Origin of the sequence: Pseudomonas sp. Irchel 3H9 (assembly GCF_900187495.1) — a bacterium.
In the GTDB taxonomy this organism is placed as follows: Bacteria; Pseudomonadota; Gammaproteobacteria; order Pseudomonadales; family Pseudomonadaceae; genus Aquipseudomonas; species Aquipseudomonas sivasensis.
Genome location: NZ_FYDK01000003.1, coordinates 145,976 through 170,778, shown reverse-complemented (window position 1 = coordinate 170,778; position 24,803 = coordinate 145,976). Strand labels below are relative to the sequence as shown.

Annotated in this window: 21 protein-coding genes; 5 read left to right on the top strand and 16 right to left on the bottom strand. The window is 60.2% G+C overall.

Annotation, left to right across the window (positions count from 1 at the left end):
* Nucleotide 1: 1 nt before the first annotated feature.
* From CKW32_RS12505 to betI, 6 genes are all read right to left on the bottom strand, one after another.
* Entirely contained in the window at nucleotides 2-892 is an 891-nt protein-coding gene (locus tag CKW32_RS12505; RefSeq protein ID WP_032884035.1) for an alpha/beta fold hydrolase, read from the bottom strand.
* Between the two features lie 183 nt (nucleotides 893-1,075).
* Entirely contained in the window at nucleotides 1,076-2,392 is a 1,317-nt protein-coding gene (locus tag CKW32_RS12500; RefSeq protein ID WP_095185097.1) for a TldD/PmbA family protein, read from the bottom strand.
* Nucleotides 2,392-3,834, bottom strand: coding sequence for a TldD/PmbA family protein (locus CKW32_RS12495; RefSeq protein WP_095185096.1), 1,443 nt, complete (start codon nucleotides 3,832-3,834; stop codon nucleotides 2,392-2,394). The genes CKW32_RS12500 and CKW32_RS12495 overlap by 1 nt, the downstream gene beginning before the upstream one ends.
* Before the next feature lie 203 nt (nucleotides 3,835-4,037).
* The gene (betA, locus tag CKW32_RS12490) at nucleotides 4,038-5,741 is read right to left on the bottom strand and encodes a choline dehydrogenase (RefSeq protein ID WP_032884032.1); all 1,704 of its coding nucleotides are present in this window, start codon (nucleotides 5,739-5,741) and stop codon (nucleotides 4,038-4,040) included.
* Between the two features lie 143 nt (nucleotides 5,742-5,884).
* The gene (betB, locus tag CKW32_RS12485; RefSeq protein ID WP_032884031.1) at nucleotides 5,885-7,357 is read right to left on the bottom strand and encodes a betaine-aldehyde dehydrogenase; all 1,473 of its coding nucleotides are present in this window, start codon (nucleotides 7,355-7,357) and stop codon (nucleotides 5,885-5,887) included.
* A 110-nt stretch (nucleotides 7,358-7,467) separates the two neighbouring features.
* Nucleotides 7,468-8,061 carry a transcriptional regulator BetI gene (gene betI, locus CKW32_RS12480; protein ID WP_032884029.1) on the bottom strand — a complete coding sequence of 198 codons (594 nt, stop codon included), beginning with the start codon at nucleotides 8,059-8,061 and terminating at the stop codon, nucleotides 7,468-7,470.
* Nucleotides 8,062-8,450: 389 nt separating this feature from the next.
* On the opposite strand from betI, the gene CKW32_RS12475 reads away from it, so the two are divergent.
* On the top strand, nucleotides 8,451-10,385 hold the full coding sequence (locus CKW32_RS12475; RefSeq protein ID WP_233897097.1) for a BCCT family transporter: 1,935 nt from the start codon (nucleotides 8,451-8,453) through the stop codon (nucleotides 10,383-10,385).
* A gap of 177 nt (nucleotides 10,386-10,562) precedes the next feature.
* Here CKW32_RS12475 and choV read toward each other — a convergent pair whose 3' ends face one another.
* The 3 genes from choV to CKW32_RS12460 form a co-directional block, all read right to left on the bottom strand.
* Complete coding sequence (choV, locus tag CKW32_RS12470) at nucleotides 10,563-11,741, bottom strand: choline ABC transporter ATP-binding protein (RefSeq protein WP_032884027.1); 1,179 nt, start codon at nucleotides 11,739-11,741, stop codon at nucleotides 10,563-10,565.
* A complete protein-coding gene (choW, locus tag CKW32_RS12465; protein WP_003194913.1) occupies nucleotides 11,738-12,583 on the bottom strand; it encodes a choline ABC transporter permease subunit in 846 nt (281 codons plus the stop codon). Before choW ends, choV begins: the two co-directional genes overlap by 4 nt.
* A gap of 69 nt (nucleotides 12,584-12,652) precedes the next feature.
* Nucleotides 12,653-13,600, bottom strand: a complete 948-nt coding sequence (locus CKW32_RS12460; protein ID WP_032884025.1) for a choline ABC transporter substrate-binding protein — start codon at nucleotides 13,598-13,600, stop codon at nucleotides 12,653-12,655.
* Between the two features lie 416 nt (nucleotides 13,601-14,016).
* Here CKW32_RS12460 and CKW32_RS12455 point away from each other — a divergent pair, with 416 nt between their 5' ends.
* Together CKW32_RS12455 and CKW32_RS12450 are read left to right on the top strand one after the other, a co-directional pair.
* Nucleotides 14,017-15,393: an L-serine ammonia-lyase gene (locus CKW32_RS12455; protein ID WP_095185095.1), complete on the top strand. Its 1,377-nt coding sequence runs from the start codon at nucleotides 14,017-14,019 to the stop codon at nucleotides 15,391-15,393.
* Nucleotides 15,394-15,984: 591 nt separating this feature from the next.
* Nucleotides 15,985-17,088 carry a GlxA family transcriptional regulator gene (locus CKW32_RS12450; RefSeq protein ID WP_032884022.1) on the top strand — a complete coding sequence of 368 codons (1,104 nt, stop codon included), beginning with the start codon at nucleotides 15,985-15,987 and terminating at the stop codon, nucleotides 17,086-17,088.
* Between the two features lie 103 nt (nucleotides 17,089-17,191).
* Here CKW32_RS12450 and CKW32_RS12445 read toward each other — a convergent pair whose 3' ends face one another.
* From CKW32_RS12445 to CKW32_RS12425, 5 genes are all read right to left on the bottom strand, one after another.
* The gene (locus CKW32_RS12445) at nucleotides 17,192-17,455 is read right to left on the bottom strand and encodes a hypothetical protein (RefSeq protein WP_032884020.1); all 264 of its coding nucleotides are present in this window, start codon (nucleotides 17,453-17,455) and stop codon (nucleotides 17,192-17,194) included.
* A 251-nt stretch (nucleotides 17,456-17,706) separates the two neighbouring features.
* The gene (locus CKW32_RS12440; RefSeq protein ID WP_095185094.1) at nucleotides 17,707-18,183 is read right to left on the bottom strand and encodes a thioesterase family protein; all 477 of its coding nucleotides are present in this window, start codon (nucleotides 18,181-18,183) and stop codon (nucleotides 17,707-17,709) included.
* Between the two features lie 139 nt (nucleotides 18,184-18,322).
* On the bottom strand, nucleotides 18,323-19,288 hold the full coding sequence (locus CKW32_RS12435) for an L-carnitine dehydrogenase (protein ID WP_095185093.1): 966 nt from the start codon (nucleotides 19,286-19,288) through the stop codon (nucleotides 18,323-18,325).
* Between the two features lie 125 nt (nucleotides 19,289-19,413).
* A complete protein-coding gene (locus tag CKW32_RS12430; RefSeq protein ID WP_032884016.1) occupies nucleotides 19,414-20,301 on the bottom strand; it encodes a 3-keto-5-aminohexanoate cleavage protein in 888 nt (295 codons plus the stop codon).
* Nucleotides 20,302-20,374: 73 nt separating this feature from the next.
* A complete protein-coding gene (locus CKW32_RS12425; RefSeq protein ID WP_032884015.1) occupies nucleotides 20,375-21,319 on the bottom strand; it encodes a choline ABC transporter substrate-binding protein in 945 nt (314 codons plus the stop codon).
* Between the two features lie 193 nt (nucleotides 21,320-21,512).
* Between CKW32_RS12425 and CKW32_RS12420 the strand changes: the two genes are divergently transcribed.
* Together CKW32_RS12420 and CKW32_RS12415 are read left to right on the top strand one after the other, a co-directional pair.
* On the top strand, nucleotides 21,513-22,457 hold the full coding sequence (locus tag CKW32_RS12420; protein ID WP_164444906.1) for a GlxA family transcriptional regulator: 945 nt from the start codon (nucleotides 21,513-21,515) through the stop codon (nucleotides 22,455-22,457).
* A gap of 68 nt (nucleotides 22,458-22,525) precedes the next feature.
* A complete protein-coding gene (locus CKW32_RS12415; protein WP_095185091.1) occupies nucleotides 22,526-23,704 on the top strand; it encodes an AAA family ATPase in 1,179 nt (392 codons plus the stop codon).
* 124 nt (nucleotides 23,705-23,828) lie between these two features.
* Here the strand turns inward: CKW32_RS12415 and CKW32_RS12410 are convergent, their stop codons facing one another.
* Complete coding sequence (locus CKW32_RS12410) at nucleotides 23,829-24,245, bottom strand: DUF3010 family protein (RefSeq protein WP_095185090.1); 417 nt, start codon at nucleotides 24,243-24,245, stop codon at nucleotides 23,829-23,831.
* A 41-nt stretch (nucleotides 24,246-24,286) separates the two neighbouring features.
* Nucleotides 24,287-24,688 (bottom strand): lysozyme inhibitor LprI family protein, encoded by a 402-nt coding sequence (locus tag CKW32_RS12405; protein WP_032884009.1) that lies wholly within the window; start codon nucleotides 24,686-24,688, stop codon nucleotides 24,287-24,289.
* Between the last annotated feature and the right edge of the window lie 115 nt (nucleotides 24,689-24,803).

The following is a 24,803-nucleotide window of genomic DNA, read 5'->3' as shown; positions in this document are numbered from 1 at the left end:
ATTATGCGCCATTCGTCGCGCTTTTTCCCACTGGCGGTTCGTCTAAGTCCGACAACACCGCGTGCTCGCCCACCAAAAAATTCAGCAGCGCGCGGTGCACCGATAACGCGGCCTCGCGGGACTCCAGATCAAGCAAATGACCGGTGTGCTCGGCCACTGCAAAGCTGCTGCGGGCCACGTAATGCTTGAACAGCTGGGCTTCGGCGGCCGGGGTGTATTCGTCCAGGGCGCCGTTGAGGAAATGCACCGGCGTTTCAATCTGCCGCAGTGCTGGCAGGTAGTTGCCGTCGCCCAGGCCGAGTACCTGATGGATATGGAAGCGCGCCTGGCGGTACTCGGTGGTGGCCATGGTCGACAGGTGACGGTGGTTATTTCGTTTGAGCCGGGGCGAGAGGTATTTGCCGACCGTCTCGTTGAGCAAGTGGCCGACAGCGGATTTGTCATCGGCCTCGATCAGCACACGCACGCGCTCCACGTAGTCGAGCATGGGTTGGTTGAGGTTGGGCGCCAGGGCCATCACCACCGAGCTTTCGATGGACGGCGGGTTGTGCGCGAGGGTCAGCAGCGTGGAGATGCCACCCCAGGAGGCCGATACCAGGTGGTTGACCTCGAAGCGTTCCACCAGGGCGCGCAGCATCTGCACTTCGTCGTCTTTGGTCACTAGGTCCAGGTCGGTGTTGTGCTCGCGGGAATAGCCGGAGAATGGCAAATCGAAGAGCAGCACATTGAAATGCTCGGCCAGGCATTTGCTGGTGCGGGCGAAGGAGCGGGTGGTGGAGAGCGCGCCATTGACCATCAGTACCGTTTTCTTTTGCGGGTCGTGACCCAGTTGCTCCATGTGAACGTTGTAGTGTTTGAACAGCTTTTGTATGACGAAACTTCCATGGTTCATCGCAGTACTTCCAGTATGTGGCGGTATGCCACTAGCTGTTATAGCGAGGTTTTTTGCAGGCGACAACAGGCCGCCCGTGCAAACGGACAGGAAGAGAATTTACGGTAGGAAGGGCCGAAACCGGGATGTCTGAAATCAGCACAAAACACTGTGGGAGGGGCTCCTCCCACAGGCATTTGATGTTTAGAGAGTCAGGGTCAGGCGTTTTACCAAGGCCCCCGGCAACAGGTTGGATGCAGTGTTGCGCTGTCCGTAGGTGCTGGCCGACAGCAGCAACTCGCGCTCAGCGGTGAGGGCTTCCAACTGCGAGCCGAGCAGGCTGTAGACACTGTCATCAAACCGCATGGTGCTGACCGGCGCCTTGATCTCGCCGTCTTCCACCCAGAACGTGGCGAAGCGCGTCATGCCGGTGAGGCGGGCGGCGGGCAGGTCTGAATAGTTCAGGTACCACAGGTTGCTGATGTACAACCCGGTGCCGAGTTGTTTGAGGATGTCAGCTTCGGCCAGGCTGCCCGCTGCCATCTGCAAGGCACTGGGGGATTCGTCGCTGCTGGCGCCGTTGGTGCTGAGACCATATTCGGCGGCACTGCGCGAGTTCACCAGTTGGCCTTCGGCCTTGCCCGCGTTGATCAACGTGACATCGCCGCGCGGGTAGCCCTCGCTGGAAAACGCCTGGCTCAGGGAGCCGCTGACGTGTTCGTTCACTGTTACCAACGGGCTGAGGTGTTGCTCGCCCGCGTACAGCTTTTGCAGTGAGCTGCCTTTGCTGGCGATGGCCTGTGCGGAGAAACCACCCCAAGTGATGATGCTGATGATTTCTTCCAGCGCCGCCGGGGCGAGGTAGGCGCGATACTGCCCGGGCGCCAGGGTGTGCAACGGTCGACCGAGGAACTCAAGCTGGTTGCGGGCCTGTTGCAAGCGGCGGGCGAACTCGGCGCTGTCCCAGGTGTGCCCGGCATAGTTGGCCTTTACCGCTTCGCCGTTGGCATGGAACAGGCTGAAGTCGAAGTTGAAGCTATTGGCCTGGTGCCAGCCGAATGCCCCATCGGAACTGGCAAAGCCACGGCTGATCGGCCCGGCGGCGTAGATGCCAACCAAGTCCACGCCGTCAGTGGACTGGCTGATGTCCTCCAGCACGAGGGCCAGATCGGGCAGCGGCTGGGCCTGTTCGTTGTGGCTGTGCCAGGCATCGTGGTTGAGCAACAGATACGGGTCATGGGGCAGCAACGGCAATGTTTCGCGCAGTTGTTGCAGGCCATCGGCGAGGCGCTGGCGGTCCAGCTCAGGCGTGCCGGCCAGGGTGATAGCGAGGTCGGCGTGGCGGCCATCGTTGATCAGTTTCAGGTTGAGGCTGGCCTGTTGCACTTGTCCGGCCTGGCGCACCTTGGCGTGGTTGAACCGCACGAACTCGGACGCCTCGGCCGCATAGCTCAGGTGAAATTGTTCCTTTTCGGTGATGGCCTGCTTGAGCCACTCCACCAATGCCTTGAAGGTATTCATCAGGCATCTCCCCCAAATACGTCAATGTTGCTGAACACACACGCGGGTGAGGCGTGGCCGACACGGATCACCTGGTTGGGTTCGCCCTTGCCGCAGTTCGGCGTGCCCAGCACCTTGGTGGTGCTGGCGTCACCCACGGCGCTGAGCTTGCGCCAGAACTGCGCGGAAATAGCTCGGTAGTTGGGGTTCTTCACCACGCCCTTGAGCTCTCCGTTTTCAATCAACTGGCCCCATTCGCAGCCGAACTGGAATTTGTTGCGCGCATCGTCGATGGACCATGAACGGTTCGTCGACATCAGGATGCCGTTTTCGATGCCGCCAATCAGTTGCGCCAGGCTCTTGTCGCCGGCTTCGATATTCAGGTTGGCCATGCGGTCGATCGGCGCGCGGTTCCAACTGCTGGCGCGGCTGTTGGCCACGCCGCTCATGCCGGATCGAAATTGCGACAGCGCCCCACCCAGCGGCTTGATCAACAGCCCTTCGCGTATCAGGAATTGCTTGCTGGCGGCGGTGCCGTCGTCGTCATGGCTGTAGCTGGCGAGCTGTTCGGGAATGTTCGGGTCGAACGTCACATTGAGCAGCTTGGAGCCGTATTGCAGGTGGCCAAAGTCGCTGGCCTTCACAAAACTGGTGCCGGCGTAGTTGCGCTCGTCGCCGAGAATACGGTCCAGTTCCAGCGGGTGGCCGATGGACTCGTGGATCTGCAGGATCATCTGGTCAGGCATCAGCAGCAGGTCGCGCGGGCCTTGGGGCGTGTTCGGCGCCAGCAGCAGTTGCAGGGCTTCGTCGGCAATGCGCGGGGCCGCGCCGACCAGGCCGAAACGGTTGATCACCTCAACCCCGCCTTGCTGGCCAAAGTTGCTGCCGCCGAGGGTGCGGGTCTGGCTGTCGTTGCCGTCAAAGGCTGTAACGTTGACGCCAGGGAACACAAAACGCTGGGCCTGGCGCAGCTCGGCGCCGGCAGTATTGAGGTAGATCTGCTCGACGTGGGTCAGACCCAGGCTGACATCCCAACTGACCAGGCGCTCGTCCTTGGGCACGGCGGCCGATTCGTCGCCAAGCAGGTGATAGCAGTCACTTAGGGACGGGAAGGCTTGGTCGAGGTCAGGCGACAGATAGTCGGCGATGTCGCTGGAGACGTGTTGGTCGCGCACATCCAGCAGGGCGTGAGGCTTGATTTGCCGGGCTTGCTGTTCGGCGCGCTCAAGGGCGGCTTGCAGGCCGGCAAGGGAAATGTCGTTGGTCGCGGCGTAGGCTTCGACACCGTTGAGACGCACGGTGAGCATGGCGCCTTCGTCGTTGCTCAAGTGTGGCGGTTCGGCGACGTTCTTGCGCACCGACAGGTACTGGCCGGATTCGCGAACGTAGCGTAGGGAGAAGAAATCGGCGGTAGTGCGCAGGGCACTGAAATGCCGTTTGAGTGTGGCGTGGTGTTCGAACATGGGGCCTTCCTTGTGGGCAGCTCAGCGCGGGCAGGCAAACAGAGTAGGCCTGGGCTGGGGGCTGATCAAGGAAAGTGTAGAGGTAAGGTTTGCAGTGCCTGATAGGGCCCTATCGGGGGCAAGCCCTCTCCCACATTTGATTTGTGAATACATTCAAATGTGGGAGGGGGCTTGCCCCCGATGAAGGCACCGCAGTGAATCAGTTACTGCGCAGTCGGCCCCACTTCACGCAGCGGCTTGCCACGCACCGGCGCATCGCCTGCCACGTAGTAATCCGCCGTGCTGCGGGGCAGCGGCTGGCGACCACGGATCTTGTCGGCGATTTTTTCGGCGATCATGATCGTCGGCGCGTTCAGGTTACCGGTGGTGATGATCGGCATGATCGAGGCATCGACCACACGCAGACCTTGCATGCCATGCACGCGACCTTCGCCATCCACGACGGCCATCTCGTCGGTGCCCATCTTGCACGAGCAGGACGGGTGGAACGCGGTTTCGGCGTGCTCGCGGATGAACTTGTCCAACTGCTCATCGGTTTGCACATCGATGCCCGGGCTGATTTCGCGGCCACGGTATTGATCGAGGGCCGGCTGCTGCATGATTTCACGGGTCAGGCGAATGCCGTCGCGGAATTCCTGCCAGTCCTGCTCGGTGGCCATGTAGTTGAAGAGGATGCTCGGGTAGTCCCGTGGGTTCTTCGACTTCAGTTGTACGCGGCCACGGCTCGGCGAGCGCATGGAGCCCATGTGTGCCTGGAAACCGTGCTCTTTCACACCGTTGCTGCCGTTGTAGTTAATCGCTACCGGCAGGAAGTGGTACTGGATGTTCGGCCATTCGAATTCTTCACGGGTACGGATAAAACCGCCCGCTTCGAACTGGTTGCTGGCGCCGATACCGGTGCCGTTGAACAGCCATTCGGCACCGATGGCCGGCTGGTTGTACCAGAGCAGCGACGGGTACAACGACACCGGCTGAGTGCATGCATATTGCAGGTACAGCTCAAGGTGGTCCTGCAGGTTTTCGCCGACGCCAGGCAGGTCATGGACCACCGGGATGTCGAGGCTTTCCAGCAATTTGGCCGGGCCCACGCCGGAGCGTTGCAGCAGTTGCGGCGAAGCGATTGCGCCGCTGCACACCAGCACTTCTTTACGCGCACGGGCTTCAACGCGCTCTTCGGCGGCACCGATCAGGTAACGCACGCCAACGGCACGCTTGCCTTCGAACAAGACTTTGTCGGTGAGGGCGTGGGTGACGATGGTCAGGGTCGAACGCTTCTTGGCCGTGTCCAGGTAACCGCGCGCGGTGCTGGCGCGACGGCCGTTCGGCGTGACGGTACGGTCCATCGGGCCGAAGCCTTCCTGCTGGTAGCCGTTCAAGTCTTCGGTACGCGGGTAACCGGCCTGCACGCCCGCTTCAACCATGGCGTGGAACAGCGGGTTATTGCCGGCTTTAGGCGTGGTCACGCTGACCGGGCCATCGCCGCCATGCCAGTCGTTCGGGCCGATGTCTCGGGTTTCAGCCTTGCGGAAATACGGCAGGCAATCGAGGTAGCTCCAGTCTTCCAGACCTGGCAGCTTCGACCAGTTGTCGTAGTCCATGGCGTTGCCGCGGATGTAGCACATGCCGTTGATCAGCGAAGAGCCACCCAGGCCCTTGCCGCGACCGCATTCCATCCGACGGCCGTCCATGTGTGGCTCTGGATCGGTCTCGTAGGCCCAGTTGTAGCGGCGGCCTTGCAGTGGGAATGCCAGGGCGGCGGGCATTTGGGTACGGAAGTCGAGGCGGTAGTCGGGGCCGCCGGCTTCCAGCAGCAGGACGGTGACGCCTTCGTCTTCGGTCAGACGGGTCGCCAGGGTATTACCGGCGGAGCCGGCACCCACAATGATGTAGTCGTATTCTTGGGACATTGAATGCACCCTCTTTGATGTGTGGTCAGGTCGGGCCTCATCGGGGGCAAGCCCCCTCCCACATGTGATCGGGTTCACACCGTCAAAGGTGGGAGGGGGCTCGCCCCTGATGGCGGCCGCAAAGGCAACGCAAGGCTCGGGTCTTAGAACACCGAGGCGTAATCGCCCAGTTCAACCTGTACCGATTTGATGCGGGTGAAGTTATTCAGCGAGCTGATGCCGTTCTCACGGCCAACACCCGATTGCTTGTAGCCGCCGACCGGCATTTTTGCGTCGGACTCGCCCCAAGCGTTGATCCAGCAGATACCCGCTTCCAGTTGATGAATCACGCGGTGAGCGCGGTTCAGGTCTTTGGTGACCAGGCCGGCGGCCAGACCGAAGTCGGTGTCGTTGGCGCGGCGGATCACTTCTTCTTCGGTTTCGTAGGTGAGGATGCTCATCACCGGGCCGAAGATTTCTTCACGCACGATCACCATGTCGTCGGTGCAGTCGGTGAAGACAGTCGGTGCCACGAATGCGCCTTTGGCGAAGTCGCCGTCGGTCAGGCGGTCGCCGCCGCACAGCAGGCGGGCGCCTTGTTCTTTGCCTTTGGCGATGTAGCCCAGCACGCTTTCCATGTGGGCGAAGCTGACCAGCGGACCGAAGTTGGTGTTGTCGTCTTGCGGGTCGCCAACGCGGATGCGCGCAACACGCTCAACGATCTTGGCTTCGAACGCCGCTTGCAGGTGCTTAGGCACGAACACGCGAGTGCCGTTGGTGCAGACCTGACCGGAGCTGTAGAAGTTGGCCATCATCGCGATGTCGGCCGCACGATCCAGGTCGGCGTCTTCGAACACGATCAGCGGCGACTTGCCGCCCAGTTCCATGGTCACTTCTTTGAGCGAAGAGCTCGACGCGCTGGCCATGACTTTCTTGCCGGTGTCGGTGCCGCCGGTGAACGAGACTTTCTCGATGCGTGGGTGCTCGGTCAGCCAGGTGCCGACTTCACGGCCGCTGCCGGTCAGTACGTTGAACACGCCAGCTGGAACGCCAGCCTCGGTGTAGATCTCGGCCAGTTTCAAGGTGGTCAGCGAAGTGACTTCGCTTGGCTTGAAGATCATCGCGTTACCGGCAGCCAGGGCCGGTGCGGATTTCCACAGGGCGATCTGGATCGGGTAGTTCCACGCGCCGATACCGGCGACCACACCCAGCGGCTCGCGGCGGGTGTAGACAAACGAGGTGTCGCGCAGTGGGATCTGCTCGCCTTCGATGGCTGGCACCAGGCCTGCGTAGTATTCCAATACGTCAGCGCCGGTGACGATGTCGACGTACTTGGTTTCGGAGAAAGATTTGCCGGTGTCCAGAGTTTCCAGGGCGGCCAGCTCGTCATTGCGCTCGCGCAGGATATCGACGGCACGACGCAGGATGCGCGAACGCTCCATGGCGGTCATGGCGGCCCAGATTTTCTGGCCTTTTTCAGCGCTGACCACGGCACGTTCAACGTCTTCTTTCGTTGCGCGTTGCACTTGGGCGAGAACTTCACCGTTAGCCGGGTTGATGGCTTCGAAGGTGGCATCGCTGCCAGCGTCGCTGTAGCCGCCGTCAATGTAGAGTTTTTGCAGGTCGAAACGGGCCATAAAGTCCTCGCAAGTGCATAAGTGGTTGGCGTTACCCGCCGCTAAGTGGGCCATAAGAGTGTGGCAACACTGAGCGGCAGACGTTCAGGGGTTGAGCGTTTATAAGGGCTCTAACTCACCTGCTTGGCCAATTGGAAATCCATGTATTCGTAAGCGATCCGTTGCGCTTGCGCCGTGTCGAAAGCGTCTCCCGACAGGGCGCCGCGCAACCACAAACCGTCGATCAACGCCGCCAGGCCTCGGGCTGCTTTGCGTGCATGCGGCAGCGGCAGCGTTCGGCGGAACTGGCAGCACAGGTTGGAATACAGACGTTGATCGTTGATCCGCTGCAACCTGTGCAATGACGGGTGGTGCATGCTGGTGGCCCAGAAGGCCAGCCAGGTTTTCATTGCCGGGCCGTTGACCTGGCTGGCATCGAAGTTGCCCTCGATGATCACCTGAAGGTGTGCCCGTGGGCTGTCGTCCGTGAGCGCAAGCCTGCGTTCGTGGACGTTCTCAATCAGCGCGTTCATCAGGTAGCGCATCGTCGCTGCAATAAGGCCGTTCTTGTCCTTGAAATAGTGACTGATGATGCCGTTCGAAACGCCGGCCAAACGGGCGATCAGCGCAATGCTGGCATCTCCCATTCCGACCTGATCGATGGCCGTCAACGTGGCTTCGATCAACTGTTGGCGGCGTATGGGTTGCATACCGACCTTGGGCATGTAGCACCTCTCCTTAGGCCTGCCGACGGGCGATGAACGTTCGTCGACTTGAAGGCCAGTCTATTTTGTTTTGATTGAACGTTCAATCAACAAAGAATAAGCTCTGCGACAAATGGTCGCTGCCTACAGGTATTTCCTACGTGAGGGCGGCGACATCTGACACCTGGGAAACCCTTGAAACAGGCCGCATAAGCGCCTGGCACCGCATCGACGGGGCGCAAGAATTTTCGGGGTGTCTTTATAACACCCGTCCGTCGACTGCCGAAAAATCGATGGCCTGGGATAACCGTTGCCTTGTGTTTCTCTCTCGCACTGCCCGGAGCATCTGCGCCATGAGTTCTGCCTCTCTTATAAAGACCCCGCCGGAAAAGGTGCGGGTCAACGGTTGGGTGTTCTACACCTCCACCGCGCTGATTCTGTTGTTGACTGCCATTCTGATCATCGCCCCGCAGGAGGCCGGGCGCATGCTCGGCGTAGCCCAGGCGTGGCTTTCCAAAAGCTTCGGCTGGTACTACATGGTGGTCATCGCCGCCTATCTCGTATTCGTAGTCGGCCTGGCGTTTTCGTCCTACGGCAAGTTGAAACTGGGCAGCAAGGACGACACCCCGGACTTCAGCTACGGCGCCTGGGCCGGCATGTTGTTCTCGTCGGGCATCGGCATCTCGCTGCTGTACTTCGGCGCCTCGGAGCCGTTGGATCACTACTTCAACCCGCCTGAAGGCGCGGCCGCCAGCAATGGCGCCGCTCGCCAGGCGTTGCAACTGACCTTCCTGCATTGGGGCTTGCATGGCTGGGCGATCTACGCCTTGGTCGGCCTGGCCGTGGCGTACTTTGCGTACCGCCATAACCAGCCGCTGGCGTTGCGTTCGGCGTTGTACCCGCTGATGGGCGAGCGTTGGGTCAAAGGCGCGGCGGGCCACGCGGTGGACGGTTTCGGCATGTTCGTGACCCTGCTGGGCCTGGTAACCAACCTGGGGATCGGTTCGTTGCAGGTGTCGTCCGGGTTGGAAAACCTGTTCGGCATGGAACACAGCAACACCAACCTGCTCATCGTGATCATCGTGATGAGCACCGTCGCCACCATCGCTGCCGTGTCGGGTGTGGAGAATGGCATTCGTCGCCTGTCCAACCTCAACATCGTGCTGTTCAGCGGTTTGCTGATCTTCGTGCTGCTGTTCGGCCCGACCCTGCACTTGCTCAATGGCCTGGTGCAGAACACCGGTGATTACCTCAACGGCATCGTGCTGAAGACGTTTGACCTGTATGTGTATGAAGGCGACGGTGAAAAAACCGAGCGCTGGATGGGCCTGTGGACTCTGTTCTACTGGGCCTGGTGGATTTCCTGGGCGCCATTTGTAGGTATGTTCATCGCGCGTATTTCCCGTGGTCGCACGGTGCGTGAACTGGTGGCCGGCGTGCTGCTGATCCCGCTGGGCTTTACCCTGGCGTGGCTGTCGATCTTTGGTAACTCGGCGCTGGACCTGGTGCTGAACCAAGGGGCGGTGGAGTTGGGCAAGACGGCGCTGGAACAACCGTCCATGGCCATCTACCAACTGCTGGAGCACTACCCAGCGTCGAAAATCGTCATTGGTGTGTCGATCTTCGTAGGCTTCGTGCTGTTCCTCACCCCGGCGGATTCCGGCGCAGTGATGATGGCCAACCTTTCCTGCAAAGGCGGCAACGTGGATGAAGATGCGCCGCACTGGCTGCGGATCTTCTGGTCGGTGGTGATCACCCTGGTGACCATCGGCCTGCTGTTTGCCGGCAACTTCGAAGCCATGCAAACCATGGTGGTGTTGGCGGGGCTGCCGTTTTCGGTGGTGCTGATTTTCTTCATGTTCGGTCTGCACAAGGCCATGCGCCAGGACGCGGCGATCGAACAGGAGCAGGCGCAACTGGCTGAACGCGGGCGTCGTGGTTTCAGCGAGCGTTTGACGGCACTCGACCTGCAACCGAGCCAGGGCACTGTGCAGCGCTTCATGGACAAGCACGTCACGCCAGCGCTGGAAGAGGCGGCGGTCGCGTTGCGTGAGCAAGGGTTGGAAGTGCAGACGCTGTTGGGCAAGTCCAAGCGTTGCATCGGTGTGCGGATCGAAATGGAAGAGGGCAACCCGTTCGTTTATGAAGTGAGCCTGGATGCTTACTCGTCGGCGCCGAGCGACCTGCCTGAAGAAGAACGCACCCGCTATTACCGTGCCGAGGTGTACCTGCACAACGGGCCTCAGGAATACGACCTGATGGGCTTCGCCCAGGAACAGATCACCCGGGACGTGCTCGATCAGTTTGAAAGCCATCGGCAGCTCCTTGGCCGTGTCTATAGCTGATGCTTTGAAAGCCCGGTGGTGTTGTCACTGACACCACTGGGGCAAAAAATGTGGGAGGGGGCTTGCCCCCGATTGCAGTGTGTCAGTCAGTTCATCTGTTACTGATCCACCGCTATCGGGGGCAAGCCCCCTCCCACATGTTTGACCCAGTTTCTCCAATGGCGTTTGCGGTGTTTGCTAGCCCAGGTTTTTGCCCAGCAGGGCGTGGTAGAGCTCACTGTCGCCCAGGATCCCCACCACCTGGTTGTTGTCATGCAACACCAGCTTGTTCCCTGTCTGGTAACGAATCTGCAGCGCATCACGCATGCCGATATTCGAATCCACCAGCGTCGGTACCCGGCCCAGGCCTTCTACTGCTTGCCCCGGTGCCCAGTTCTGCAGGTTCATCACCACGCCATTCTGACGGGCGCCCTGGATAGTGTTGCCCTCGGCCAGGTCCAGCCACGAGTCGCCGCCCGGATCGAGGCACACCGAGCCGTTCACTCGCGTGCAGTTGTCCAGCGTGCGCATCAGGCTGCGGCCGCACAGCACGTTCAGCGGGTTGGTGTGGGCGACGAAGGTACGCACATAGTCGTCCGCGGGGTTGAGTACGATCTCTTCCGGCACGCTGTACTGAATGATCTTGCCGTCTTTCATGATCGCGATGCGGCTGCCCAACTTGAGCGCCTCGTCGAGGTCGTGACTCACGAACACGATGGTCTTGCTCAGCTTGCGTTGCAGTTCCAGCAACTCGTCCTGCAAGCCCTGGCGGATCAGCGGGTCGAGGGCGGAGAAGGGTTCGTCCATCAGCAGAATATCGGCGTCCATCGCCAACGCACGGGCCAGGCCAACACGCTGCTGCATACCGCCGGAGAGTTCGTCCGGCTTCTTGTTGCGCCACTGGGTCAGGCCCACCAGCTCAAGTTTCTCGTCCACCAGCTTGCGCCGTTCTTTCTCCGGACGGCCCTGCATTTCCAGGCCGAAACTGATGTTTTCACGCACCGTCAGCCAAGGCATCAGGGCAAACTTCTGGAACACCATGGCGATGCGCTTGGTGCGCATCATTTTCAGCTCGGCAGGGGTGCAGGAAGCGATGTCGATCTGGCGACCTTCATGCTCCACAAACAGCTGGCCACGGCTCACGGTGTTAAGGCCGTTGATGCAACGCAGCAAGCTCGATTTGCCGGAGCCCGACAGGCCCATCAGCACACAGATTTCACCTTTCTCGATATCCAGGCTGGCTTTTTCAACGCCGACAATCTGCCCGGTCTTTTTCAGAATCTCGTTGCGATGCATGCCCTGGTCGAGCAGCTTGAGTGCTTCGCGTGGGTCTTTGGAGAAGATCACGTCGACATTGTCGAATCGGATAATGCTCATGCATCACCCCCTACTTTGGCGTCGGGTTGTTTGCAGATGCGGTCGAGCATGATGGCCAGCAACACGATTGCCAGGCCCGCTTCAAAGCCCAGGGCGATGTCGGCGGTGTTCAGCGCGTTGACCACTGGCTTGCCGAGGCCATCGGCGCCTACCAGCGCGGCGATCACCACCATCGACAGCGACAGCATGATGCATTGGGTAATGCCGGCGGCAATGCTCGGCATGGCGTGGGGCAGTTCAATGCGCGAGAGCAACTGACGGCGCGAGCAGCCAAAGGCCTTGCCGGCGTCCATCAACTCTTGCGGTACATCGCGGATACCCAGGTAGGTCAGGCGGATCGGCGCGGCAATGGCGAATACCACCGTGGAGATCAACCCAGGCACCACACCCAGCCCGAAGAGGGTCAGGGTAGGGATGAGGTAGACGAAGGTCGGTACGGTCTGCATCAGATCGAGCACCGGCCGCATCATGGTGTAGAACATCGGTTTGTGCGCGGCAACAATGCCCAGCGGCACACCGATGACCACGCAGACCAGGGTGGCAAACAGCACCTGCGCCAGGGTCTCCATGGTTTCCTGCCAGTACCCCAGGTTGAGGATCAGCAGGAAGGAGGCGATGACAAAAACCGTCAGTCCCCACTTACGTTGAATAAAGTGAGCCAGCAGCGCAATCAGACCGATCAATGCCAGCGGATTGAACCAGGTCAGCGCAAACGTCACGCCGTGGATCATCGTTTCCAGTGTCGATGCGATTGCGTCGAAGTAGTTGGCACCGTGTTGGGTCAACCAATCGACGAAGGCAGCGATGTACTGGCCTAGTGGGATTTTCTGTTCAGTCAGCATGGTAGTGAATGTCCACATGCGAAGAGGGAATACATCCCGGGGCAGCGTACCGCCCCGGGGTCAGCAGTATTACTTGGCGAGATACGCTTTGACGGCCTCCAGACCTGGTTTGCCATCGACGGTGGTGACCCCTGCAAGCCAGGTGTCGAGTACTTCTGGGTTCTTTTTCAGCCAGGCCTTGGCGGCGGCGTCGGGCTTCATCTTGTCGTCAAGTACGTTACCCATCAGGGTGCTTTCCATGTTCAAGGTGAACGACAGGTTTTTCAGCAGTTGGCCAACGTTGCTGCATTCCTGGGTATAGCCCTTGCGGACGTTGGTGTAGATGGTGGCCTGGCCGTAGTTGGGGCCGAACGAATCGTCACCCCCGGTCAGGTACTTCATCTTGAAACGGGTGTTCATCGGGTGCGGTTCCCAGCCGAGGAACACGATGGCCTGGTCGCGCTTGGAGGCGCGTTCCACCTGCGAGAGCATTCCGGCTTCGCTGGATTCGACCACTTTGAAGCCGGCGGTTTTCAGGCCGAAGGCGTCTTTATCGATCAGCGTCTGGATGGTGCGGTTGCCGTCGTTGCCCGGCTCGATGCCGTAGATCTTGCCGCCCAACTCATCCTTGAATTTGGCGATATCGGCGAAGTCTTTCAGACCTTTGTTGTACAGCGCCTCGGGGACCGCCAGGGTGTATTTGGCGTTCTCCAGGTTGGCGCGCACGGTTTCCACGGTGCCGGCATCACGGTACTGCTTGATGTCGTTTTCCATGGTCGGCATCCAGTTGCCGAGGAAAATATCCATATTCTTGCCGTCGGCCAGGGACTTGTAAGTCACCGGTACCGAAATCATCGTGGTGCGCGGCTTGTAGCCCAGGCCCTTGAGGATTTCGCTGGTGGTCGCGGTAGTGACGGTAATGTCGGTCCAGCCGACATCGGAGAAGTTGACGGTCTTGCACTGTTCCGGTTCTGCAGCGTGCGCCATGACGGGAAGACTCAGCATGGCGGCCAACAACAACGAGGGTGAACCTTTCATCTGGGTAGACTCCTGTGTTTTTTCTGGCGGCCTTCGCCGCGCTTTATAAGTGTTGCGGTTGGAGCGTGCGACAACAGCTCTGCCACGGTGCCTTGCAAACGAGTCGAGACTGATCATGTACCAGTGAAAATCTGACGCCTACAGGGGGCGTCGTATCCAGTACAGGGAGGGTCGCATCCAGTGTCGGTGACGTCGCTTACAGGTTTTTCCCAAGGCAAAACCGCAGTTTTTGCCCATCTGCGCCGCTGAAAACGGCCAAAACAGGCGATCGCACGCGAGCGACGCTGGTGAGCATGGGTGCGTCGGTGTGAGACGCCGTGACGGCAGATAAAACCTTGATGATGCCGCCATCTGGGCGATCTGAGCGTAGCAGCTTGTTCAAGTCCGGCCCGTGCTTATCGAGGAGTTCCACGTTAATGGCTATCAGCGTTTTCGACCTGTTCAAGATCGGCATCGGGCCTTCTAGTTCTCACACCGTCGGCCCCATGCGCGCCGCGGCGTTGTTCGTCCAAGCACTGCGTGAACGTGAATTGTTGGAACAAGTACGGCGCGTCGAAGTTCAGCTGTACGGCTCGTTGTCAGCCACCGGCATCGGCCACGGCAGCGACACCGCTACCATCATGGGCCTGATGGGCGAGTGGCCGGATGCAATTGATCCGTCGCAGATCGGCCTGCGCATCCACACCCTGCGCGAGACCGACACACTGCTGCTGGACGGGCGTTTGCCGGTGCCGTTTGTATGGGCACGGGACATGCGCCTGCTCGATGAGAACCTGCCGTTCCACCCCAACGCCATGACCTTGGTGGTATTTGGTGATGATGGCGAGCTGCACCGCGACACCTACTACTCAGTGGGCGGTGGTTTCGTGGTGGATGAAGCCCAGGCCCGAAGCGGCGTGGCGGATATGGACCGCACCGAGTTGCCCTATGACTTTTCCAGCGCGGTGGAGTTGTTGCAGTTGTGCAAGACCCACAACCTGCGCGTTGCTGAGTTGATGCTGGCCAACGAAAAGGTCTGGCGCTCCGAAGAAGAAATCCGCAACGGCCTAATGAAGCTTTGGCGCGCCATGCAGGCGTGCGTGGAGCAGGGCCTCAAGCACGAAGGTATCCTGCCTGGCGGCCTTAACGTGCGTCGCCGCGCGGCCAAGTTGCACCGCAGCCTGCAGGAGTTGAACAAGCCTAATGTGATTGGCTCGACGTTGAGTGCCATGGAGTGGGTCAACCTGTTCGCCCTCGCGGTCAACGAAGAAAACGCCGCCGGTGGGCGCATGGTCACCGCGCCCACCAATGGCGCGGCGGGGATTATTCCGGCGGTGCTGCACTACTTCATGAAGTTCAGTGACGAAGTCACCGAAGCCAACGTGGTCGACTACCTGCTCAGCGCGGCGGCGGTAGGGATTCTGTGCAAGAAGAACGCCTCGATCTCGGGTGCCGAAGTCGGTTGCCAGGGGGAAGTGGGTTCTGCGTGTGCCATGGCCGCGGCCGGGCTGGCCGAGATTCTTGGCGCTACGCCGGAGCAACTGTGCAACGCCGCCGAAATTGGCCTGGAACACAACCTCGGCCTGACCTGCGACCCCGTGGGTGGGTTGGTGCAAGTGCCGTGCATCGAGCGCAATGCGATTGCGGCGGTAAAAGCGATCAACGCGGCGCAAATGGCCTTGCGTGGCGACGGTCAGCACTTTATTTCCCTGGACCGGGTAATCCGCACCATGCGCGATACCGGGGCAGATATGCATGACAAGTACAAAGAGACATCGCGGGGTGGGTTGGCGGTCAGTGCAGTGGAGTGCTGATGAGCTTGTTGTGATGAACAGGGCCTTAGTGATGAACAGGGCTTTTGTGGTGAGCCGGGCTTTTGTGGTGAGCGGGCTTGCCCCGCGCTGGGTGGCGAAGCCGCCCCAATCAATAAAGGCACCACATAGTTTCAGATAAAACCCGGTCGCCTGATTTTGGGGCGGCTTCGCCACCCAGCGCGTAGCAAGCCCGCTCACTACAAGTGAACACTCCAACCAAAATCGCCACCTTTTAGCGCGTCGCAAACAGATAAGTAGCTCCCGAACGATTTTCCCTCCGACCACCCGTCACCTGTGCATGGGGTGACAGACTTCTCCTACGCCCGCAAAGCGCCTTCCCACAAGTGCTACCGATCTGCTCACACCCCTTAGCAGTGCTGCTCCTACGTCCCTTTTCGGCCGTATCCCGCACTTCCTGCGCGGGCTTATATAGACACGTCATAAGGTCGTTTTCAGGAGTTATTGAATAGCCATTCAATTTTAGGCATGGCATTTGCTCTATCTATTTAAAGCGTCGCCTTCCTGAGGCCGACCGCCATAACAAGAGCCTCGCCTGAGGCCAACACCCGCTTAGTGTGAGGAGATACCGCGATGACGTCGTTCAACTCAGGGGCCCAACCCCAGAACCGTGCGCCTCAATCCATCGGCTTTTTGCTGTTGGACAATTTCACGCTGATTTCCCTGGCGTCAGCCGTGGAACCGCTGCGCATGGCCAACCAATTGTCCGGTCGCGAGTTGTATCGCTGGACAACCCTGAGTGTCGACGGCAACCAAGTCTGGGCCAGCGACGGTCTGCAAATCACCCCCGATGCCTCCATGCACAAAGCTCCGGCCCTGGACACCGTCATCGTGTGCGGCGGCGTGGGTATTCAGCGCACCGTTACCCGTGAACACGTGTCGTGGCTGCAAAGCCAGGCGCGCCAGTCCCGCCGTCTTGGCGCCGTCTGCACCGGCAGTTGGGCCCTGGCTTGCGCCGGCCTGCTTGATGGGTTTGATTGCAGCGTGCACTGGGAATGCCTGGCGTCGATGCAGGAAGCCTTCCCGCGCGTGGCCATGAGCACACGCCTGTTCACCCTCGACCGCAATCGCTTCACCAGCTCCGGCGGCACCGCGCCGCTGGACATGATGCTGCACCTGATCAGCCGCGATCATGGCCGCGAACTGTCGGCAGCGATCTCCGAGATGTTTGTGTACGAGCGCATCCGCAACGAACAGGATCACCAGCGTGTGCCGCTCAAGCACATGCTGGGCACCAACCAGCCGAAGCTGCAGGAAATTGTGGCGTTGATGGAAGCCAACCTGGAAGAGCCTATCGACCTGGACGAACTGGCGGTGTACGTCGCCGTGTCGCGGCGCCAGCTGGAGCGCCTGTTCCAGAAATACCTGCACTGCTCGCCGTCGCGCTACTACCTCAAACTGCGCCTGATCCGTGCACGGCAGTTGCTCAAGCAAACGCCGATGTCGATCATCGAAGTGGCCTCGGTGTGCGGGTTTGTGTCTACGCCGCACTTCTCCAAGTGCTACCGCGAATACTTCGGCATTCCGCCACGGGATGAGCGCGTCGGTTCCAACACCACCCAGCAGGTGGCGATGATGCCGATTCCGCAGGCGCTGGTGTTGTCACCGTTGGCCGGGCCGATGTCGGCGTTGAGTCAGGCGCGCAATGAGTCGACTTTTGCGAGCGTGCGGCTTTAGACCGAGTTGACTGCATCGGGAGCAAGCCCCCTCCCACATGGGAATGGATTCCAAGTGTGGGAGGGGCGGTGCGACGATTCGACTTGCTCTCGATAGCGTTCTATCAGACACCAGAGTTCTGCTTGAACTGCACCAAAGCCGGCAACAGCTGCTTATCAATCGCCTGACGCACCGCCGGCAGGATCGTCGCGCTGCCGCTGTACATCTGTTCCACCATGCCCTTGAGCGCTTTAGCCCGTGCTTCGCTCAAACCGCGCACGGCGCACTCGCAGGCCTGCTCAGCGGTGGCGCCGCTGGACACGTCGAAACCCAGTGAGCGCAGTTGGCCCAGCAGGTCATCCTGGTCAATCAAATCCGCATGCATCATGACGTTTATCCTGGTGAGGGGAGCGAGGTCTGACTGGGATTCTGGTAGCCGCCCATGCGGTCGGCAAGGGCAGAATGCGCGAATGCCTCAGATGGCTATGAGCGTGTCGTTTTCGGGCCATTTGCCAACCGCACTTATCGGCACACTGAACCCAGGCACACAGCTTGACGGTTTGGTCACCCTCGGGATGTACGGCTCACACAAGGCACTCTGCCCCGATCCACTCCACATTGGATCGGGGTTTTTTTTGCTTATTGTCTGACCGGCAAACCGATGACACGGCCAAGCAGTGCAGGCTTGGGCAGGTCAGCCTGTGCAGCGCTGACAGCGATGATTTTTTCCAGCGTCGGCTCGGTAAACGGCGCCGAATGCGGGCCGGCCAGATCGACGTGCAAGAGCATCTGTTCGTTACCCGCCAGCGCCCGCTCTTCGCCCACAAGATGCAGGCTGTGATAGAGGTGCAGGCGCTTGGCGTCATGGGCGATCAGTTGGGTATGCACCTCAACCTCGGCGCCGAGTTTCACCTCGTGCAGGTAGTTCAGGTGCAGTTCAAGGGTGAACAGCGAGTGGCCGCTGGCGTCGCGGTTTTCGCTGTCCAGGCCCAACGTGTCCATCAGCGCGTCGGTCGCGTAGCTGAAGATCAGCAGGTAAAACGCGTCGCGCAGGTGGCCGTTGTAGTCGACCCACTCGGGGAGGATTGCTGTGGTGTAGGTCGTCAGTGCAGGCATGGAAAACTCCCGGATCAGTACTCGGTCAAAATGTGGGAGGAGCTTGCCCCCGATAGCGGTGTGTCAGTTGCCAGATTTCTTGACTGATCCAATGCTATCGGAGGCAAGTCGAATCGTCGCACCGCCCCTCCCACATGGGTTATTCGGCGAAAGTCATACCGTGCTTGGCTTTGGTGGTTTTTACCGCTTCCAGCACCGCCAACAGGCAATCATCACGATAGCGTTCCAGTGCCGAAATGCTGTGTGTACCCAACTGATCGCTAGTGCCATCCACCACATCATCAATCAATTTGTCAGTCAGCTCGGGCGCCGGCAGATACGTCCACGGCAACTGCAGTGCCGGACCAAACTGCGCCATGAAATGCCGCATCCCCGCATCGCCGCCCGCGAGGGTGTAGGTCAGGAAGGTGCCCATGAACGACCAGCGTAACCCTGCGCCAAAGCGGATGGCATCGTCGATTTCGCCGGTGGTCGCCACGCCGTCATTCACCAGGTGCAACGCTTCACGCCAGAGCGCTTCGAGCAGGCGATCGGCAATGAAGCCGGGGACTTCCTTACGCACATGCAACGGGCGCATGCCGAGGGATTCGTACACCTTGATCGCGGCTTGAATAGCGTCGGGCGCGGTGTTTTTGCCGCCGACCACTTCCACCAATGGCAGCAGGTAAACCGGGTTGAACGGGTGGCCGACCACGCAGCGCTCAGGGTGGGTCGAGCCCTCGTAAAACTCGCTCGGCAACAGGCCTGAGGTGCTGGAGCCGATCAATGCATTGGGCTTGGCTGCCGCGCTGATCTTGCTGTGCAGTTCCAGCTTCAGCTCCAGGCGTTCTGGGGCGCTTTCCTGGATGAAGTCAGCGTCTTTTACGCACTCTTCAATGGTGGCGACAAAGCGCAGGCGGTCTTGGGATGCGCCGGGTGCGAGGCCTTGTTTCTCAAGCGCACCCCATGCGTTGGCAACGCGTTTGCGCAGGGCGGCTTCGGCGCCGGGGGCCGGATCCCAGGCGATTACATCAAGGCCGTGGGCGAGGGCGCGGGATACCCAGCCACTGCCGATGACACCGCTGCCGAGCGCGGCGAAGGTTTTGATTTCGGTGATAAAGCTCATGGCACATTCCTAAAGAGGTTGGTAATCCCCTGTGGGAGGGGGCTTGCCCCCGATAGCGGTGTGTCAGTCGATACAGCTGGTGCTGATCCTCCGCCATCGGGGGCAAGCCCCCTCCCACATGTTGATCAGCGGCGTTTGGTGAGGCCCATCTTTGCCCGGCCCTCTGCGGGGGTCATGACTCGCGCGCCCAAGCGGCTGAGGATCTCACTGGCCCGTTCTACCAACTGCCCATTGGTCGCCAGCACGCCCTTGTCCAGCCACAGATTGTCTTCCAGGCCTACCCGCACATTGCCGCCCAGCAGTACCGCTTGCGCCGCCATCGGCATTTGCATGCGGCCGATGCCGAAGCCCGCCCACACTGCGTCGGCGGGCAGGTTGTCGACCATGGCTTTCATGGTGGTGGTGTCGGCCGGCGCGCCCCATGGGATGCCCAGACACAGTTGGAACAGCGGGTTGTCGAGCAGGCCCTCTTTGATCATCTGCTTGGCGAACCACAGGTGGCCGGTGTCGAAAATTTCCAGTTCGGCTTTTACACCCAACTCTTGAATGCGTTTGGCACCGGCGCGCAACTGCGCAGGGGTGGACACGTAAATGGTGTCGCCATCGCCGAAGTTCAGCGTGCCGCAGTCCAGTGTGCAGATTTCCGGCAGCAGTTCTTCCACATGGGCCAAGCGCGTCAGCGGGCCGACCAGGTCGGTATTGGGGCCGAACTCCATCGGGTTCTCGCCGCCGCCGATCTCCAGGTCGCCGCCCATGCCGGCGGTGAGGTTGACGATGATGTCGATGTCCGCCTCGCGGATGCGCTCCATCACTTCGCGATACAGCGCCACGTCGCGGCTGAACTTGCCGGTTTCGGGGTCACGCACATGGCAGTGCACCACGGTGGCGCCGGCCTTGGCGGCTTCAACCGCTGCGGCTGCGATTTGTTTGGGGGTGACCGGCACGTGTGGGCTTCTGGCGGTCGTGTCGCCAGCACCGGTAAGTGCGCAGGTGATGATGACGTCGTGATTCATGAGACGGTTCCTTACAGGCGTGGTGATGCCGTTCGCAGCCGTGTCTGGCTGCGAAGCAGTGGTTGAAAGTGTGTTACTTGCCGGTCAATTGCAGGTTGGCGGCGGCCGGTTTGCCATCGAAGGTGGTCACGCCTTCCAGCCAGCGAGCCTGGTCTTGAGGGTGATCCTTGAGCCACTGCTTGGCCGACTCGATAGCGTCCTTGTGATCCAGCAACGGCTGCATCATTCGGCTCTCGTCGGCCGCGGTGAAGGTCAGGTTGGTCAGCAGTTTGTGCACATTGGGGCATTGCTCGGCGTAGGTCGGCGAAGTGACGGTCCAGACGGTCGCCATGCCTTCGTTCGGGCCCAGGGCGTCGTCGCTGCCGGTGAGGTAAGTCATCGCCACGTTGACGTTCATCGGGTGCGGCGCCCAGCCAAAAAACACCACGGCTTCCTTGCGGCGAACGGCGCGGTCGACGGCGGCGAGCATGCCGGCTTCGCTGGATTCCACCAGTTGGAATTTGCCCAGGCCGAACTGGTTCTTGGCGATCATCGCCTTGATCTGGGTGTTAGCCCCTGAGCCCGGCTCGATGCCGTAGATCTTGCCACCCAGTTCTTTTTCGAATTTGGCGATATCGGCGAAGGTTTTCAGGCCCTTGTCCGCCAGGTAAGTCGGCACGGCGAGGGTGGCGCGGGCGTCTTCCAGGCTTGGTTTGTCGAGGACTTTGACTTGTTTGGCGTCGACGAATGGCGTGATGGTCTGGGTCATCAGCGGGTTCCAGTACCCCAGGAACAAGTCCAGGCGCTGGTCGCGGATGCCGGCGAAGATGATTTGCTGGGAGGCGCTGGTTTGTTTGGTCTTGTAGCCGAGGCCGTCGAGCAGTACTTGGGTCATGGCGCTGGTGGCGATGACGTCGGTCCAGTTCACCACGCCCATGCGCACGTTCTGGCATGAAGCGGCATCCGCTGCCATCACATTGGTGCTCAAAATAGCGCTGGCACTGAGTGCAAGCACGCAGCGGCTGATCAGTCGATTCATGGTGGATCCCTCGGCAGGTCGTTATTGTGGGGTCCGGCGTCTTTGTGCGCCGTGCAGCCAAGTTACGCAAGCCAGGGGCCAGCAAAACGCACGGCGGCGACCACCTCTTGCACTGCAGCGACCTGCCCCCTTGAATCCGCCCCTGAACGGGAGTATCACAGTGCCACGCTGCCCGTCCGACGAGAGCGCCACCATGTCCCAGGATTTCTACTTTCTGCTGATGCCGGGGTTTTCGGCCATTGGTTTTATCTCCGCGCTGGAACCGCTACGGGTGGCCAACCGCTTTCGTGGCGAGCTGTACCGCTGGCATGTGCTGAGTGCCGATGGCGGCGCGGTGTTGGCGAGCAATGGCATGTCGGTCAACGCGGACGCCGGGCTGGAACCGCTGAAAAAAGGGGCGACCTTGCTGGTGGTGGCCGGCTTTGAACCGCTGCAGTTCGCCACCCCCGCCCTGGAACACTGGCTGCGTCGCCTCGACCACGACGGCGTGACCCTTGGCGCCATTGATACCGGCGCCTGCGTCCTCGCCGAAGCCGGCCTGCTTGACGGCCATCGTCTGACCCTGCACTGGGAAGCCATCGACGCGTTCAAGGAGTCCTATCCTCACCTGACCGTCACACAGGAACTGTTCGAGATCGACCGCCGCCGCATCACCTGCGCCGGCGGCACCGCGTCCATCGACCTGATGCTCGACCTGATCGCCCAGGCCCACGGCCCGGAACTGGCGATTCAAGTCTCCGAACAATTCGTACTCGGCCGCATCCGCCCACGCAAAGACCACCAGCGCATGCAGATCGCTACGCGCTACGGCATCAACAACAAAAAATTGGTGCACGTGATCGGCGAAATGGAGCAACACACCGAACCGCCCTTGAGCACCTTGGCCCTGGCCGAAGCGATCAAGGTGACTCGGCGCCAGTTGGAGCGGCTGTTTCGCCTGCATCTGAATGACACGCCCAGCAACTTCTACCTCGGCCTGCGCCTGGAAAAGGCCCGGCAGTTACTGCGCCAGAGCGATTTGAGCGTGCTGGAAGTCAGCATTGCCTGTGGGTTTGAGTCGCCGTCGTATTTCACGCGCAGCTATCGCGCTAGGTTTGCGAAGTGCCCGAGGGAGGATCGGCGACGGGAGGTGGTTTGACGGGCGATTATAGTCAATTATACTCGTGGCTATAATTTATAGTCCTTTCCATAATTGAGTATAAAACCATGTCCAAGAACAGCGGTTTCGTGTTCCGCCGCCCAGTCCTGGCGCGCAGCATTGCCGATGGTCTTGTGGGGGCCGGTATTCAGGATTTCACTTCCGGCTTGTTTCTCGCAGCGCCGCGCCGCACCGGTAAGAGTACTTTTTTACGCGAAGACCTGATCCCGGAGTGTCAGCTTCGGGGATGGCTGACCGTGTACGTGGATTTGTGGGCCGACAAGGAAAAGGACCCCGCCGAGTTGATCGCCAGCGCCATAGCCGCTGCGCTGGTTCCCTATGAAAAGGGCATTCGTAAGCTGGCCAAGAATATCGGGATCGAGAAGCTCAGCTTTCTGCGTACCCTGTCCTGGGATTTCAGCAAGCCGCAATTGCCGGTCGGCGCCACGTTGACCCAAGCTTTGGAATTGCTCCACAGCGTTGCGCAAAAAACCGTCGTGCTGGTGATAGACGAAGCGCAGCACGCATTGACCAGCGATTCAGGTATCAACGCGATGTTCGCGCTCAAAGCTGCCCGGGATCAACTCAACCAGGGTCGTGACGAGGAGGGCAGCGGATTGCATCTCGTGTTCACGGGCTCCAATCGCGACAAACTGGCCCATTTGGTGCTGGGCAAAAGCCAACCGTTTTTCGGCTCCAGCATTACGCCGTTTCCGTTGCTGGGCAAAGAGTTCACCCAGGCCTACACCGTGCACCTCAATGCGCACTTGGCCCAAGACAATCAATTCAGTGCTGCGGATATCGACGAAGCCTTCGAGTTGGTCGGCCGTCGTCCCGAAATGCTGCGCACGATCATCGGCGAAGTGGCGTTGGAGTTGGGCGAGGCCAGCAATCTGGGCCAACTGCTGCACAGCCGTGCCGAACTGCTGCGCGCGGGTGTATGGACCGAGTTCGAAAGCGCCTGGAACGCCCTGACGATCCCGCAGCGTGCGGTGTTGGAGGTGATGGTGGCGCGCTCACACAACAACGAACCTCTTGCGCCGTTTACCGACAGCACACTGATAGCGGTCAGCAAGGCGCTGGAGGACATGGGCAGCGACGTGGTGCCGGGCACCCAGACCATTCAGGCCTGTATCGATGCGTTACGCGATAAGGAGTTGGTGTGGAAGTCGAGCCGGGGTGGGTATGCCCTGGAGGACAAAACGTTCGGCGACTGGCTGCGGCACAAGCGCCATACACCCCACTAAAGGCACCACAGACCCAGTGTGGGAGGGGGCTTGCTCCCGATAGCGGTATGTCAGCCAATGCATGAGCAAGCTGATCCACCACCATCGGGAGCAAGCCCCCTCCCACAGTGGATTTCGGCGTGGCTTATTTCTTCAGCAGGGCGGAGCACGCGGTCTTGAAGGCCTCATGCTGATACTTGTTCAACGTCGCCGGCAGTTCAAAGGTGTGCTTCTTGTTCTGCGCATTGATGGTCTGCGGCGACAGCAACGTCACCTCAACCCCCTCCAGCAGTTGAAACACCCCTTCAATCTTGAACGTGGTCGGGCCACCGGCGAATTCGCCTTTTTTGCTGCGCTTCTTGATCGCGATGCGAGTGACGGCGTTGGCCTGCACGAAGGCCTTCACCTGGGCGGCAAAGGCTTTGACGTTGGCCGCTTCATCATCGTCTTCAAGGGCGATTTTCTTGGTAGCCAGGGCGACGTGGCTCAGCGCATGGTTGTCCAGGGAGGCGACAGCGATGATGGCTTCGCTGCCTTTGATTTCGATGCCGCAGATAGTCATGAAAAACCTTGGCTCAGAGTAGAAGTGGCGGGGATTGTCGCTTATTCCTGCCCAATCGACTCCAAAAACTCCGACCGCTCATCACTCATCCGCGCCAGGCAGTCATTTTGCGCAATCGCATAGGCTTTGGTGCCGGTCACTGCCGGGAAGGTGTCCACCGCGCAATCGGCGTCACGTAGTTTTTCCCACTTCTGCTGGGCGTCCTTCAGACGAGCGGTAATGTCGGCGAGCTTGGTCTTGTCGCTGCCATAGGTAGAACCCATGCGTTCCAGCAGGCCCTGATAGTTGTCTTTCAACAATTGTTCGGCGGTGGTTTTGTTGTAAGTGGCGCATTCCAGGGTTTGCTTGTCGTTTTCGATGCCATCGCACGGCGTGCTGTCGGTGTCTTCAGCCGCGTGGACGCCGGTTGCGATGAGTGCCAAAGCCAGGAAAATCGATTTCATTGCGCCGTCTCATATCAGGTGATGCGGGAATTCTGGCTCAAGCGTAAGACAAAGAACAGTCGCCAGTCAGAGCTGTCATGTAGGCCTTTGTCGCGGATTGACGCTTTCGGCAATT

Coding starts and splice junctions, on each gene's coding strand:
- CKW32_RS12505 (WP_032884035.1), bottom strand. CDS start 892: ATGAACCATGGAAGTTTCGTCATACAAAAGCTGTTCAAACACTACAAC.
- CKW32_RS12500 (WP_095185097.1), bottom strand. CDS start 2,392: ATGAATACCTTCAAGGCATTGGTGGAGTGGCTCAAGCAGGCCATCACC.
- CKW32_RS12495 (WP_095185096.1), bottom strand. CDS start 3,834: ATGTTCGAACACCACGCCACACTCAAACGGCATTTCAGTGCCCTGCGC.
- betA (WP_032884032.1), bottom strand. CDS start 5,741: ATGTCCCAAGAATACGACTACATCATTGTGGGTGCCGGCTCCGCCGGT.
- betB (WP_032884031.1), bottom strand. CDS start 7,357: ATGGCCCGTTTCGACCTGCAAAAACTCTACATTGACGGCGGCTACAGC.
- betI (WP_032884029.1), bottom strand. CDS start 8,061: ATGCCCAAGGTCGGTATGCAACCCATACGCCGCCAACAGTTGATCGAA.
- choV (WP_032884027.1), bottom strand. CDS start 11,741: ATGAGCATTATCCGATTCGACAATGTCGACGTGATCTTCTCCAAAGAC.
- choW (WP_003194913.1), bottom strand. CDS start 12,583: ATGCTGACTGAACAGAAAATCCCACTAGGCCAGTACATCGCTGCCTTC.
- CKW32_RS12460 (WP_032884025.1), bottom strand. CDS start 13,600: ATGAAAGGTTCACCCTCGTTGTTGTTGGCCGCCATGCTGAGTCTTCCC.
- CKW32_RS12455 (WP_095185095.1), top strand. CDS start 14,017: ATGGCTATCAGCGTTTTCGACCTGTTCAAGATCGGCATCGGGCCTTCT.
- CKW32_RS12450 (WP_032884022.1), top strand. CDS start 15,985: ATGACGTCGTTCAACTCAGGGGCCCAACCCCAGAACCGTGCGCCTCAA.
- CKW32_RS12445 (WP_032884020.1), bottom strand. CDS start 17,455: ATGATGCATGCGGATTTGATTGACCAGGATGACCTGCTGGGCCAACTG.
- CKW32_RS12440 (WP_095185094.1), bottom strand. CDS start 18,183: ATGCCTGCACTGACGACCTACACCACAGCAATCCTCCCCGAGTGGGTC.
- CKW32_RS12435 (WP_095185093.1), bottom strand. CDS start 19,288: ATGAGCTTTATCACCGAAATCAAAACCTTCGCCGCGCTCGGCAGCGGT.
- CKW32_RS12430 (WP_032884016.1), bottom strand. CDS start 20,301: ATGAATCACGACGTCATCATCACCTGCGCACTTACCGGTGCTGGCGAC.
- CKW32_RS12425 (WP_032884015.1), bottom strand. CDS start 21,319: ATGAATCGACTGATCAGCCGCTGCGTGCTTGCACTCAGTGCCAGCGCT.
- CKW32_RS12420 (WP_164444906.1), top strand. CDS start 21,513: ATGTCCCAGGATTTCTACTTTCTGCTGATGCCGGGGTTTTCGGCCATT.
- CKW32_RS12415 (WP_095185091.1), top strand. CDS start 22,526: ATGTCCAAGAACAGCGGTTTCGTGTTCCGCCGCCCAGTCCTGGCGCGC.
- CKW32_RS12410 (WP_095185090.1), bottom strand. CDS start 24,245: ATGACTATCTGCGGCATCGAAATCAAAGGCAGCGAAGCCATCATCGCT.
- CKW32_RS12405 (WP_032884009.1), bottom strand. CDS start 24,688: ATGAAATCGATTTTCCTGGCTTTGGCACTCATCGCAACCGGCGTCCAC.